The 14,150-nt window shown below is 44.4% G+C and carries 12 protein-coding genes; 2 read left to right on the forward strand and 10 right to left on the reverse strand.

What is annotated here, in order from left to right:
• Positions 1-39: 39 nt before the first annotated feature.
• The 5 genes from OV592_RS13065 to OV592_RS13085 all read right to left on the reverse strand — a co-directional run bounded on the left by OV592_RS13065 (position 40) and on the right by OV592_RS13085 (position 6,864).
• Complete coding sequence (locus tag OV592_RS13065; protein WP_406608875.1) at positions 40-357, reverse strand: hypothetical protein; 318 nt, start codon at positions 355-357, stop codon at positions 40-42.
• Between the two features lie 271 nt (positions 358-628).
• A complete protein-coding gene (locus tag OV592_RS13070) occupies positions 629-2,440 on the reverse strand; it encodes a sugar transferase (RefSeq protein WP_406608876.1) in 1,812 nt (603 codons plus the stop codon).
• Between the two features lie 10 nt (positions 2,441-2,450).
• Positions 2,451-3,533, reverse strand: coding sequence for a glycosyltransferase (locus tag OV592_RS13075; protein WP_406608877.1), 1,083 nt, complete (start codon positions 3,531-3,533; stop codon positions 2,451-2,453).
• A gap of 13 nt (positions 3,534-3,546) precedes the next feature.
• Positions 3,547-4,977 (reverse strand): Wzz/FepE/Etk N-terminal domain-containing protein, encoded by a 1,431-nt coding sequence (locus OV592_RS13080; RefSeq protein WP_406608878.1) that lies wholly within the window; start codon positions 4,975-4,977, stop codon positions 3,547-3,549.
• Positions 4,978-5,121: 144 nt separating this feature from the next.
• Positions 5,122-6,864 (reverse strand): SgrR family transcriptional regulator, encoded by a 1,743-nt coding sequence (locus tag OV592_RS13085; RefSeq protein ID WP_406608879.1) that lies wholly within the window; start codon positions 6,862-6,864, stop codon positions 5,122-5,124.
• A gap of 189 nt (positions 6,865-7,053) precedes the next feature.
• Between OV592_RS13085 and OV592_RS13090 the strand changes: the two genes are divergently transcribed.
• Positions 7,054-7,317: a hypothetical protein gene (locus OV592_RS13090; RefSeq protein ID WP_406608880.1), complete on the forward strand. Its 264-nt coding sequence runs from the start codon at positions 7,054-7,056 to the stop codon at positions 7,315-7,317.
• On the opposite strand, the gene OV592_RS13095 is transcribed toward OV592_RS13090, so the two are convergent.
• Positions 7,314-9,362 (reverse strand): methyl-accepting chemotaxis protein, encoded by a 2,049-nt coding sequence (locus OV592_RS13095; protein WP_406608881.1) that lies wholly within the window; start codon positions 9,360-9,362, stop codon positions 7,314-7,316. The two genes, OV592_RS13090 and OV592_RS13095, sit on opposite strands and share 4 nt — an antisense overlap.
• A gap of 270 nt (positions 9,363-9,632) precedes the next feature.
• Between OV592_RS13095 and OV592_RS13100 the strand changes: the two genes are divergently transcribed.
• Positions 9,633-9,923 (forward strand): hypothetical protein, encoded by a 291-nt coding sequence (locus OV592_RS13100; protein ID WP_406608882.1) that lies wholly within the window; start codon positions 9,633-9,635, stop codon positions 9,921-9,923.
• Between the two features lies 1 nt (position 9,924).
• On the opposite strand, the gene OV592_RS13105 is transcribed toward OV592_RS13100, so the two are convergent.
• The 4 genes from OV592_RS13105 to OV592_RS13120 form a co-directional block, all read right to left on the reverse strand.
• Positions 9,925-11,091: an MFS transporter gene (locus OV592_RS13105; RefSeq protein WP_406611434.1), complete on the reverse strand. Its 1,167-nt coding sequence runs from the start codon at positions 11,089-11,091 to the stop codon at positions 9,925-9,927.
• A gap of 28 nt (positions 11,092-11,119) precedes the next feature.
• A complete protein-coding gene (locus tag OV592_RS13110) occupies positions 11,120-11,764 on the reverse strand; it encodes a LysE family translocator (RefSeq protein ID WP_338621583.1) in 645 nt (214 codons plus the stop codon).
• Positions 11,765-11,942: 178 nt separating this feature from the next.
• A complete protein-coding gene (locus tag OV592_RS13115; RefSeq protein ID WP_338621584.1) occupies positions 11,943-12,575 on the reverse strand; it encodes a GyrI-like domain-containing protein in 633 nt (210 codons plus the stop codon).
• Positions 12,576-12,857: 282 nt separating this feature from the next.
• A complete protein-coding gene (locus OV592_RS13120; RefSeq protein ID WP_406608883.1) occupies positions 12,858-13,916 on the reverse strand; it encodes a linear amide C-N hydrolase in 1,059 nt (352 codons plus the stop codon).
• Between the last annotated feature and the right edge of the window lie 234 nt (positions 13,917-14,150).

Consider the following 14,150-nt stretch of genomic DNA (forward strand, 5'->3'; position numbering starts at 1 on the left):
CAGCTATGCGGCAGCTACGGTCAAAGCGCTGCAGTTCAGCTAAGAGGCATCTTTGAACATGGCACCGAGGATGCCGTATACCAACTCATGCATGTATGTGTTGCCTCCTAGATGCACCAATGTATCGTCGCCGCCTTGAAAGCAAACATATGGTAACGCTTCACTTCCATCAAAGCTTACTTCCGATACGCCATCAAGCATGCAGGCAACCTTAAAAGCAATTTTGCCGGTGGTTTCTTTAAGCACATCACCTTGTAAACCGACTTCTTCGAGCTGTTCTGCGATGTTCGCGATAATCTCGCCAACAAGAATTTCTTGCTGTTCCTCGGTAGATTCACAGTCAATTGATAACTTCATTGTTCGTTATTCTTGTTTGCTATATAACATTTGTATAGTGCGCATGCGCGTATACCTCATTGAAACCAGTGAAAACGCGCATGCACCGTTAATAAACCTATTATCTAATTCAACACTAAGCTAAGTAACTGATACTACACCTGAAATTTTTCCACCTCAAGGCTAAACGCTCAAAGGTTAAACTATTTATTTGGCAAAAATAGGAAGTTGCTTATCGGCGCCAAAAAGCAACAGCCAACCAAACTTGCTGCTTAGTAATAAGTGTCAGCCTTTATTGTCCCTTTCCTGCTAATACTACCCACACCGTTTTAAGCAGTACGCTTATGTCTTGGTATAACCAAGAGCTGCATTGGCTAAGGCTTAATGCGTAGCAATGATCATAAGCGAGCTTTTGTTTTACATCTTCGATTGAACAATCGTAGGCCAAGTTTACCTGCGCCAAACCGGTAATGCCGGGTTTTACACCCACTGTGCGTTCACTATAAAAAGGGATGGAGCTTTCTAACGTTTGATAGAAAACCGGGCGCTCTGGTCGTGGCCCAACCAAAGACATTTCGCCTTTAAGTACATTGATGAGTTGGGGTAGTTCATCAATTCGAGTTTTACGTAAAAACCGCCCTACTCGAGTAATGCGTTTATCTTGCTTTGCCGCCCAAACAGCACCAATACCAGATTCGGCATCGGCTCGCATACTTCTAAACTTAAAAATGTCGAACAGCTGCACTACATTGTCAGACATTAAGCCTACTCGGGTTTGCTGGTAGAAAACCGGCCCTTTACTATCCAGCTTTATGGCTAGTGCCACCAAAGGAAATAAGGGACTAAATACCAGCAGCAATATCGTTGCCCCCAGCACATCAAATAGTCTCTTGCCCACTGCAACTAAGGGGCTTACAAAGCCACTTAAGTAGCGACGCTGTAGCTTTTTAAGAAGGTAATCTACACAGCCCATCATGCTGGAGAAGTGCCCTTCTACTAAATAATTTAGGCTGCCTATTGCGTTTGGTAGTTTTGCATTAGGCATAAAGCGCGGCAACATCGCTAAGCTGTAAGCCACAACCTGCAAAGCAAATAACACTGCAAATACTGCAGATTGCGCAGCTAACACCATGGCCCCAAAAAAGCTGGTGAGCATAAATACAGGGATGGTTACTCGTAAGGCTTTGCCAGAGAAGAAGGTAAAGGCCACCCCTTTAAAACGTGGTAGCAACATATGGCGAAGGCGAATAAGTTGCTGTAAATTGCCCGCTCCAATGCGCTTTCTGCGGCTGCGGTCTTGGCTGTCGGCGGCGTGTTCGAGCTCTAATGCGCGAATGTTTGGTTCGTAAACAGCCTTGTAGCCTTGGGCGACGATGTCCATTGGAATCACAAAATCATCGTTAATGGTGTCGTCTGGCATTACTCTAAATAGAGACTTTTTAATCAAATAAAATGCGCCATGCGCGCCTAAGGGTGCGCCCATGTTTGCCTCACAACGTTTCACTTCGCGTTGGTAATTCCAGTAAGCCTGCTCACCTACCGAACCAGGGCTTAGTAGATGATAGTAACCACACACTACGCCAACTTGTGGTTGGCCAAAATGCTGCGCTGCAATTAACATTGCGTCTACCGAAATAAGCGCTGATACGTCAGACAGTGCCACAATATCCGCTTTGCTTTGCGAAATGTGCTGGTTAAGCACTGCCACTTTGCCTTGGTTTTGCAGCTGTTCACATATCTCTATGGAAAAGCTGCAAAACGCTAAGTCTTCTAAACACGCTCTTGCCACGCTGGCAGTATCATCACTGCAGCCATCGCATATCACTTTAATGCTTAAGCGGTCTTCAGGGTAATCTAAAGTAGCGAGGTTAATCAGCTTTGCCGCAATGTAATCTTGCTCGTTATAAGCAGGTATAAGTAACTCTATGCTGGGCAATTGCTGGTCTTGCTCGCGTTGGTGATATTTGCGCGCAACGCTTTGAATTTCATCCTCGGTATTTTGCGTTTTGTCTTTGCTCAAAAGCTTTAACAACAAGGGGTATAAAGCGTGATGATAAACCACCAAGAACATTGCGATTAAGGTTACATAAATTAATGCGTTCATGATTATCCCCTTATAAGAAACGGTGGCGTAAGGCCGCGTAATTGCGTGCAGTAGTGCGTAAATCGCCCGACTGCTTAACAAACTGGCGTGGATTTCCGCTACTCGGTTTTTCGAGCTTAAGCTCTAGAGCTTGCGCCATAGCAAACGCAGAACCTGGCTCTACCACTGTGCCAGTGCGCGGGCACAAGGCTTCGGTAGATGCTCCAACATTAGTCACCACTGCTGGCACCTCACAGGCTTGCGCTTCTAAAATAACCAGCGACAAACCTTCGAAATAAGACGGTAAACAAAACAAATCCAAACTTTGGTAAAAGCGTGGCATGCAATCTAGTGCGCCTAAAAAGTGTACCCGATGGCTAAGGTGCAAACTCTCTACCAATTGCTCTAAACCTTGGCGTTGGCTGCCATCTCCAGCAAAGGCCAAATGCACATCGGCAGGTAAAAATGGCAGCGCCTCAATTAATACGGCTTGGCCTTTCTCTACTTCTAAACGCCCTGCACATCCAATTAATTGGCTGTTATTAGGTAAACCTAAGGCCTCGCGAGCGGTGAGTTTATTGCCGGGGGTAAAACTGTGAGTGTCGATGCCGTTTTTAATCACTTGTACATTTTCGTCGGTTACACCTAAGGCAGTTTTTAGTTCACCGGCTACCAAATTGGCATCGGCCACTAGCATAGGTTTAACCCATTTAAGAATTGCACCTTGCAAAATGCGACGGCGCTGCTGCCGCAAATGCCAAGCGTCATGCTCGGTATGAATAACTACTTTTACTCTGGCTAATCGGGCAGCAATGCCACCATAGATGAGCGGCCCAATGTGATGAGTGTGCACCACTGGCACCGCCCAACGGCGAAACAAGTTGGTAAGTTTCCACAGGGTTTTCCAGCTAAAGCCAGCTGGCTTGTTTAAAAACATGAGGCGATCGGCAAAAGGAATCAAACGAGGCCATGCAGCTAAGGCTTCTTCTTTGGTGCCTTCTAAAGAAATGATAATGCCTTGCTCATGCGCTTCTTCCATGCGCTGTAGGTCAAGCGCCATAGTTTCGATGCCGCCAGGTTGTAAGTGTTGTACTACTTGGATCCAAATACTCATTGGGTCATCCTCTTTAATGCGATTCTTTAAGCGGCGGAATGCGGCTTAATACCGATACGCCTGCGATGTCTTCAATTTCTTTAATGGTGCGTAAGCTTGAGTCTGTAAGCTCGGCAATCACCGCTAAGCTAACTCCCAAGGCTATGCCTCCCACTAAACCAGCAACAACAAACATCCATAAAGGCAAGGTTGATGGGCCACTGGGTGTGTAAGGGCGGTCAATAATTTTGATCCGATCAGACTGTTCGAATACGCCAAGCGCTCCGGTTACTTGCGCCATCTCATAGCGAGTGAGTAAATTTTCATAAAGGCTACGCTTAACCCGCAGGTTACGATTTAGAATGCGCAACTGCTTCTCTTGCTCACCCACCGAACCCACTTGGCGCTGTAAAGAAGACGCCAAACTGCGTAATTGCGAGACTTCTTCGGCCAATGCATCAACGCGTTGGCGGGCAATCATTAAGGCTTCAACCTGCACAATCAGCATTTCGCCATTAGATTCGGTAATAGAAATTTGCTGCTGCAATAAAGCCGAACTATCGTGGTTACTTACTGCCGATTCGGGCTGCGCTAATACTTGAGCTCGTTCTTCTTCTAAATGGCGCAATACCCGTTTAACCGCGAGAACTTTTGAGTGACCTTCGGTGTAGCGTGACATCAAGGTGGCTAACTCGGCGCGGTTAAGCACTATTTGTTCTTCTAAACGGGTTAATACTGGGTTGGTGCGCGACAGTTGTTGATCGATGCTACCTAAGCTTTGCTTAGCACCCGCTAGCTCTGCTTCTCGTTCGATAAGGCGTTGGCGAACTTGCGATAAACGCTCAATGTTTGCCGAATGCTGCTCTGGTAATGCATCGGCATGTTGGGTGCGGTAATTTGCTAGCGCCTCTTCGGCTTCTTCTAGCTCCATGCTGCTTAGGCTTAAGTGCTCTCGCAAAAAGCGCTCAGACTCTTTAATTGACGAACGCTCTGGCGCTAGTAATTGCTCTACAAAGTGCTTAGAAACGGTTTCTAATAACTGGCTCATTCCCTGAGGATTAGGCGATTTATAGTCGATGCGAATGAGATCTTTACCAACCTGACGAACGCTTAACGAAGCCGACAGTCGATTAATCACCTGCTCTTTTTTGCTGGCGCTGTCGGTTTCAAACATCAAACCTTGTTCAATCGCCACTTCGCTTAAAACGTGGCGGCTGTGCAGCAGGGTGGTTAAAGCTTCCATGCGCCCTTCCACGTTGGCCGACACGGCTAAGTCTTCGAGAAATGGGTTTAAGCTGGCGGTTTCTTGCACCAACATACTGGTATGCGAGGCATACTGTTTGTCGGTAAACATTGATACGAGTGCTCCCGCCACTGGCATCAGAAGTATTGGCAAGACAATTAGATAACGTCTGCGCCATAGCGCATCAACGATTAAATAAACTCTTGGTAATAATTCGCCCATTACATTCTCCACTTGATTCAAGTGTTGAAAAGCGAATTTCATACCAAGATTTTTATTTATTAATAATCAGTAACTTAAGCTCACTTTCACTTTAGGCAAGGTGGTGAACTTGCATTTTGCAACAACCACCTTGGAATGGCTGAATTAACAGCTAAATTTGAGCGACTCAGCCTTAGAAAACTGTTGTGAGGTCCATACATCTTTAATTTGGGGCCAGCCCCAATCTGTCATCGCAACCCCTTGCAACACGTTTTGAAAACGCAAAGATTGCCAATGATGAAACAAAGGCAAACACCAATATTCACTTACTAAGGTATTGGCCAACGGCGTCATCTTGCTGAAGTAATCTTGCAGCGCTGCATTTTCACGAACGTCACTAAGCTGGGCTTGCATCCATTGCCAATTATCACTGCCGACACAATGCTTAATAATCGGGTCGTTAAACAACCACCGAAACGCCGATGCTGGTCGGTTATCGTCTAAGTTGTAACTTGTCACTATCAGGTCTTGGCTTAACGCATTTTGGCTAGCAGCATGGTTTAATTCGGCATAGGAATACGCTGTTAGTTGAGTGCTTACGCCTACTTGATTAAGCAACTTGGCAATGGTTTCGGCGTACAGCTGCAAATCATCATGTTGATAAAAGCCAATGCTAAGCGCTTTGGGAAGTGGGACGCTCTCTGCAGCCAAACTAAAACAATCTGGCCAAATATCTAACAAACTAAAAGCAGGCTCTACGGCCATGCTTTTTAAACTTTTTTCTGCCGCAAGCAAAAGTGCTTCGGGCTGCAAATAGCTTGATAGCCAGCGTCTTTGGCTGTAGTTAAGTGTTTGCCGCTGTTGATTAAACAGCAGATATTGGCAGCCAAATTCTAAACGCTGTTGTAGATGTTGAGGCTGGCTTTGATCATTGCTGGTAAAAGCGTATTGCCCTTCTTTTGCTACCGAGCTTTTGGCGACAAACCAAATGCTCACTTCGTCGGGCAAGGCGCGATAACCGTGGTAGCTAGAATTTGCCTGTAAATGGATCCGCTGACTATTGTGGGCAATTAAGGTGAAGGGGCCAGAACCAACCACTTGCTTGCTACTCTCCCCTGTTTGGCTAAGTTGCAACGCAGGTTGAATGGCATACTTTGGGTCAGCTAATAGGCCAGCAAAACCCTGGTCACTGCTGGCTAAGGTAAATTCTACCGTTAAGGCGTTAGCCGCTTTAATACTAGTGACATGGCTTAGTTCATGTTGATATTGGGCATTACTTTGCAATGCATTAAACAAGTCGGCAACAGCATGGGCATCGATTACACTGCCATCGTGAAATTGCAGCTGTGGCCGCAAGTAAAAGCGATAAACTTTAAAGGACTCATCACACTGCCAATAATGGGCTAAGTCTGCATGAATGTTCCCCTCGGCGTCGCACCTAACCAAATTAGCATACAGCTGGCGCAGCAAAAAACGTTCACTATTACGTAGCAACAAGTGTGGTAACACAGCCGAAAAAGGCCGCGAATAGGTTAGTTGCAGATTAAGAGAACCATCTCGATGGCTAGCACCAGAGGTAGCAATAAGCAGCCGACCGAACCATTGCTGGTCATCGTCTAGCAGGGCTAACGCAGCGCTATAATCTCCAGAATCAATTTGTGCCTTAGCCAAATGTTGCTTTAGATCGGCTTCGCTAAACAACAAACTCAAATGTGAGCGCTGGTTGCGACCAACACTTGGCTGCCAATTAAGCCACCCAAGCTCGGCCATGTGTTTTAACAAAGTTCGGGCATGTCGTGGGCTAGTGCTTACCGCTTCTGCAATATCGGCCAAAGCCAGCTTAACCGGTTCTTTAGTGCCAAACTTGGTAAGCTTTAAGTAGTACCTTAGTAGTTTAATCGCCTGCAAAACCCTACCTCTTTTATCGTAAAAACTTCCTCATTTTAGCTTTATTTAGAAAAAATCTCAGAGAAATGGTAATAAAGCTACATATAAAAACAATATAAGGAAGGACATACCCAAAGACCATCTGTTTTTAATTCCGCCTAATGGGCGCAAAATAGCCTTGTGTTTAACAACAGCTCTTAGAGGAAAACGATGACTAGCTTAGAACTTAAAGCCAATCAGCAGCTTATACACTATCGCAAAAACATAAACCATTTGAACAGCGCGCAAGTTAAAGACAAAGCTAGTGATAAGCTAGTGGCTGCAGCCTCTCCAGCCACCATGGCCAAACACACGAAACAACAGGCGCTGCATAGCCATAGCCCACTGGCTCAAGCTGCACTGCAATCGATGCTGAGCTTATGCCAATGGGATGTATCTAACTTAAGTGATGAAGAGCTAAGCGAGCATTTCTAGCTTGCTAGCTTAAAGCGACCAACGTTACTTTCTTGCTGATTTGACAGCGCATTTAAGCGCTGGCCTTCAGCAGCTAGGGTATCTAATGTTTGGCTGTTTTCTTTTGCTTGCTGAGCTAATAAAGCCATTTCCTTGGTGATACTGCTAGCACCTTCGCGCTGCTGCTCGGTAGCAGTACTAATGCTGTGAGACATATCCCTAAGTTGCTGAATATCTTCACCAACCTCTGAAATCGCCTCAGATAACTGATTGTTTAAGCTCACGGTGTCACCCATTTTGCTACGGCTTTCGTCCATTAACTCCATAGACGTGCTTGCTTGCTCTTCTAGGCGGGCCATTACTTTGGCAATTTGCTTCGTTTGCTCACCAGTGCGCATAGACAACAGCCTTACTTCGTCGGCTACTACCGAAAAACCGCGGCCATACTCGCCAGCCCTTGCCGCTTCAATCGCTGCGTTTAACGCCAGCAAGTTGGTGGCATCGGCAATGGATTGGATAACTTCTAATACCGATTTAACGTCTTGCACATCACTCAACAAACTCTCCATTGCCCCATGAGTACTGTAAATATGCTGCTGCAAGGCTTGAATAGTTTGCTGGTTTTGCTGCATAACACTGGTACCGCTTTTTAAACGATTGTCTGCACTTTCGGTTTGATGGAAGGAATCACTAGCGATGGTGGCAATCTCTTGGCTGGCATTAGCCATTTGCGTAATGGCGCTGCCAACGCTAGCTAAACTGGTATTTTGATGATCGTTTTTGCCCTTAATTTCACCAGTTATATTGGCATTGCTATTAGCCATGGTTTCTAGTTCGTTCGTTACTTGAGCAATTTCGCTTAAAGAGCGGTTGGTATTCTCGGCAACTTCATTCACCCAGCCTGCTACTTTGGCAAATTCACCATTCCAGTGATGTTGCATATGTAAGGTAAAATCCCCTTTGGCCATTGCCTGGGTAACCTTAGCCAAATCATCTATCGGCCGTTTGATTAAACGGCTAATCGAAATACACGCAGCAACTGCAACCAATAAGGCTATAAAACCTGCAACGCTAGCACTAATGCTTACCTTTGTTACTAGGCTTTCTGCCTCGTTAACCATCGTATCGGTTTGGCTATCAATAGTGCTTACTAACTTCCTAAGTGCGGTAATTTGTTTTTCGATTTCGCTTTCTAACTCGGTACGTTTTAAGCCTACTTGCTGAATGTTTCGTTTGTTTTCCAGTATCCGTGATAACAAGCCTTGAGGCTGCTGCACATGCTTAATAAAGAATGCCCAGTTACTTTGAATATCGGCGTGGCTGTTAATCGATTCCACTTCAAAGCTTAAATCTTCAAAGCTAGTGCTTAAACGAGTAGTGCTGGAGCGAATAGTTGCGAGTATTTTGTTCACCGCATTTGGATCGTTTACCGACACCAACTCAAATGCCTTAAGCTGAACGCGTTGCGAGGCGGCCATATACGTTCGGTAGATATCGCGAATATACTGATCTTCCAAGGCGTAAGGTTCAACCTGATACCCCATGTCGTTATACAGCTCGGTAGATTGCAAAATAAACTGATTAAACAATTTAGTCAGTTCGTCGGCTTCGCTATAGCTTTGTGATAACGCTTGGTATACCGCCACTAACTCCTTATCTAACTGATGCACCATAGACTTAGAAGCAGAGAAACCAGCGATAATAGAGGTTTGTTGTTGAGCAGTTGAACCAGCAATAGCTCGCTCTAATAAAGATTCTGTAGCATCGCGCTGTTGTTGCCAACCTTGGTACAGGTCATCCAATTGTTGTTGATTATTCGAGGTGAGAATAGCCAGAACCAAATGGTTCATTTGTAAGTATGCGGCTTCGACCTCAGAAGCATTTTGTAAGGCCACCAGAGATTGTGTTGCTAAGGTTTGGTTACGGCTTTGAATATTATTTAAGCCCACAATGGCAATAAGAATTGCTGTAACAAAGGTACTAGCGATGACCGCTACCACCGTAACCACTTGCCGCGAAATCGACATTTTTCTCAAGCGATTGAAATAGTTAAATCGTTCTACCATGTTGTACCCCATAACCAACAATACTTTCCGTAGTGGTTATTGACGTTAACGAGGGTAAACATTTTCAGCAATAACAATTCGGCTATTTTATGGATAGGATCAACAATTGTTTCTCAGTTGATATAGGCTTTACTTGTTGGTTTTAAGCTTTTGATATTACTGGTTAAAAATAAACAACTACGGATATTATAAAAGCTAAAACTATTGCTTAACTCCTCGCAAGCTCTGCCGATAAAATTACTGTAAAGGGAATTTATTGGGAATGACGCAATGTCTTTATCATCGATTAATGGCTCGGCAAGTAACGCCTACATGGCGCAAGCAGCTGCGCAACAAGCTCAAGCTGTTAAAGCCCCACAGCCGCTAACAAATACTACAGAGCAAACCGCCACCCAAAAACCAAACCAGCCAGAAGACAGCGCAGTTAAATCTTTTGCTTACGGTGCCTTAGGCATGGACAAACCCAACGAGGTAAAGGACAACGATGATGGCGCCTACACCGCAGGGCAAGTATTAAAAGCCATTGGCACGGTTGGCAGCATCATCGCCATAATGGTGTGAACTAACGAGCGTTAACCGCCCAAGTGGTTTCTTGATGTTGATCGGGATGACGTGGCACCAAAAATGAAAAGGCCAATGAAGCCACTGCAATGCCCGCCCCTATCCAAAATACTAAGGATGAAGAATACAGCCAAACAAATCCCAACAACGCAGGCAATACCACCGCGGCAATATGGTTAATGGTAAAGCTCACCCCCGCCGAGCTGGCAATGTCGGATGGATCGGCAATTTTTTGGAAGTAACTTTTTATCGCTATCGCCATAGCAAAAAACAGATGATCGATAATATATAAGCCCGCTGCCCACTCTGCTGTGTCCACCAAAGCATATCCAGCAAATACAAAAATTAGCCCTGTGTACTCAATAATTAACGCTCTACGTTCACCAATACGCCCGATCAACTGGCCAATTTTTCCGGCGAACAAAATGTTTAGTACTTGGTTGGCTAGATAGAGTAAGGCGATGTCTGATACTGAATAGCCGAACTTCTCTACCATTAAAAAGCCGGCAAACACCACGAAGATTTGCCTACGCGCACCACTTAAAAATACCAAGGTATAAAACAGCCAATAACGCTGACGCAATATTAGTCGTTTGTGTTGTTCGTGTTCTGCGGTGTAATGCGGAAACCTTAAGGCAATAAACAACACCGCTATTATGGTTGCTCCACCAAACATGGCGTAAAGCGATACATATTCAAACTCGGTGTACTCGAGTAGAGCCCATAAAGAGCTATAGGCTAACACCGCTGCAGCGCCTTTCACCGCTAAGGCTTTACCCATAAATGCCGGCGTTTCGTCTTTTGGGATCCATTGTAAGGTGAGTGATTGGTTAACTGTTTCAAAGTAATGAAACCCCACCGACATAAGTACCGTAGTAAAGTACAAACCGTAAATACTGGGAAAGAATCCAGTAAGGGTAATACCAATCGCCAGCACTAATAGGCTTAGCAGAGCGAAAGTTTGCTCTTTGAGCACTAACAGTACAAAAATTGCAGTAAAGGCTAAAAAGCCAGGGATCTCACGCAAGCTTTGCAAAATACCAATTTCGCGACCGGTAAATTGCGCGACTTCAATGGCAAAATTGTTGAGTAAAACCATCCATATGGAAAAACTAAAGGGCATTAGAAATGCCATCATTAACAGAAGTTGTTTCTTAGAACGCTGCATCATAATCCTTGATGAAAGTAACCGAGCTTTAGCTCAGTTCAGAAAAAGCTAGGCGAATACCAAAGGCAGCAAATAAGCCGCCTAAACCACGATTTAACCAACACTTAATTTTGTCACTTGCTTGTACGCGATGAGAAATAGAAGCACTTAACCAAGCTAAAATATGGCCCCAAATCATAGCGTTAAGATTAAACACCAAACCTAACACCACAAATGCTAAGGCTTTGTTTGGCTCGGCTGCGTCGATAAACTGGGGAACAAATGCTAAGAAAAACAACGCCACTTTAGGGTTTAAGCTATTGGTAAGAAAGCCCTGGCTAAATATTTTGGAATAGCTAGCTCCAGCGCCCTTATTGTTGCTTAAATGCAAAGTAGCATCGGGGGTGTTTTTTGAAAGGGCCATCGAAAAACCCATATACAACAAATAAATACAGCCAATAACCTTGATCACGGTAAAAGCCGCAGCCGAACTTGCCAAAATAGCAGAAAGACCAAACGCCGCCGCAGCTATATGTACAAAGGTACCCGCACCAATGCCTAACGCGGCCACCGAGCCAGCTTTAAAACCTTGGCTAGCACTGCGCGCCATTATATATAAAGAGTCTGGTCCTGGGATTAAATTTAGCAAAATACCCGAAACAACAAATAGCCAGAACTCATTAATACCTAACATTGCTACTACTCCATTAGTGTTTTGCTTTGTGCGCGAAAGATCTCAGATTAGCATGGAGTTTGTACAAAGCCCTAAGCAGAAAAGACTATTTACACCAATAAAAGTAAAACAAAATTTGGCAAACTATGCTCAAATTTAAGCCGCTTCAAACACCGGTAAATCTATTGTTTGTTGCGGATTATTTTACTTGGAACCTGAGTACGGTTTTAAGCTTGTCTGGTGTTACTTTTCGAGGGTCTGACAGGTAAATTTCTCGATGAACTTTAGATAGTCGCTCAAGGCCTTCGGCGACGGCAAAAGCTTCCATTTTTTCAAAGCTTTGCGGCTCATCATCGAACGGGCCTACATGAAGCATTTGTACCGCTTTCCCTTCTTCTATTTGCTCAAAACTAAGTTGTTCGAAAAGGGGATTAGCTTTTTTCTGTTTTGCTAGCTCAAGCATATCACGGTAAAACGCTTGGTCTACAAAGTCTGGCTGGCGGATCATTAAACGATATACCAGCTCATCTTTATTAATGGTGCCATCAAAATTGGCTTTTGCTTTTTCGTTAATATCCCAAACACCTTCTAAAGGATAAACGGTAAAATCAAAATAGCCTTGCGGTGGCTTATCCATTTTTTTAGGTATCATTTTAATGGTGTAAGCGAGCGCATATAAGGCCTCTACCTTTTTGGTAAAAGCACTGCTTGCAGGGCTCCCCTCGCCTTGAATACTTATAAAGGAAAACTCAGGAACAGTAAGGGTTTCTGGTTTGTTTTTCGGGAGATAGAAACTCTTCTCCTTTTTTCTCCATTCATGTTTGGCTTGCATCTGCGAACTCTTATTTTCAAGCTAATGATTAGGGTCTGTTGATCTTTGGTGTCGAAATTGCTGCAAAAACCATCAGCAAAGATCAACAGACCCTAGTAGACTATCACGCTTATCCTAAGTCATCATTGTCCTAAGCGGTGTTGTATTAACTATCTACTTTCATTCCAACATTCGTTTCACTAAAAACCGCATATGCTTTAAGTTTCTCCACTGGATACTGGACTCTGGACACGGCCCACAAAAAAGGCGACTAAAAGCCGCCTTCATTGATTGGGTTAATCACTAACCACAGCTACCAAATACAGCTGTAGATTGCGTTTCTGCTTGCTCAACCAAGTTTGCACACGAAACCTCTGTTGCGCTAAAGGCTTCTGCTAAATCGATGCGAATTTCTGCGTAGGTATCTAAATTACGCATTTTGAATGAGCCATTGTCAAAGTTGTACGTATATTGAATCCAAGTAGCATAAGTTTCACCGTTAGCGGGATCAATAATGTCTTGTGGTACTAGGTTGCCAGCGTCAAAGGTAGACTGCAGCTTACCTTCGGTTTGTGCCCAGTTTGCATCTTGCTTAAATTCAACGTTTGCTGAATGGTACAAACCACGCAGCATACGATCTGCCGATGAAATGCTAGAACCAATTTTGTGGCCAGTTTCTGTAAGGCTCATATCGCCTGCGGCTTGAGCGTTTGCTTCATGATATTGCTGTAGTGGCGCATTGGCCATTACCCGCATTTGATCATTCACACTACCGCGGTGTACGCGCATTTCTCCGCCTTCATTTAGCTCAAATAACGCAATATCGCCGCTTTTGTCTTGAACCGAAATATGTAAACCGTGCTGGTCGCCATGAATGCCATCTACCCAAGCAAACTGGAATTGCTTGGCTTCAAACGCTTTCACAGCTTCTTCTACGGTAGCGAAATTTTCAGCCATAAAGCTTGCAGCATCTCCCCAGTTTACCGCCGGTGCGCCGTTATCTTTATAGTCTTTAATAAACTCTGCTGAGTCATATAAATACAAGGTTGACGCTGATAAGCCTGCGGCATTAATAGCCTCTCCTACTGTATCAACAAATACTTCACGCTCTTCTAAAGCGAGCGTTGGGTACTTTACTGTCCAAGTTGCCGCAGTTTTATAAGAAGGTACATCTTTAGTTGTTACTTCTGTACCTACTGGATGAAGAATAGCAACCGTTCCAAGCTGTACACCCCAATCTAACGTGCGTACTTGCGAAACGCCGTGTGGAGTATCTAAGGTAATGCGAGAACATGCATTAGCAGTTTGTACAGCGCCAAACGTTACCGCAGCAATGGTTAAAGCAATCATCGATTTTTTCATAGTCATTCTCTCGTTATTAATTGCCCACTCCTTGGCGAATAGTGAACAAAAAAGCACAAATAAAAGTGCTTTCCGGTTCGAGTGATGACAATTAAAACATGAAGAAACTAAACTAATTAATCAGCACCTTTAAGGTCAACTAACAGCTTATGATTGAGGTATAAGACAAAGAGCAGCAGGTAAACATGCCCAGAGACTAAGCAAGCTAAATCATCGTTATAAACAAGCGGATTT

This window comes from Agarivorans sp. JK6 (assembly GCF_045277145.1).
Taxonomy (GTDB): Bacteria; Pseudomonadota; Gammaproteobacteria; order Enterobacterales; family Celerinatantimonadaceae; genus Agarivorans; species Agarivorans albus.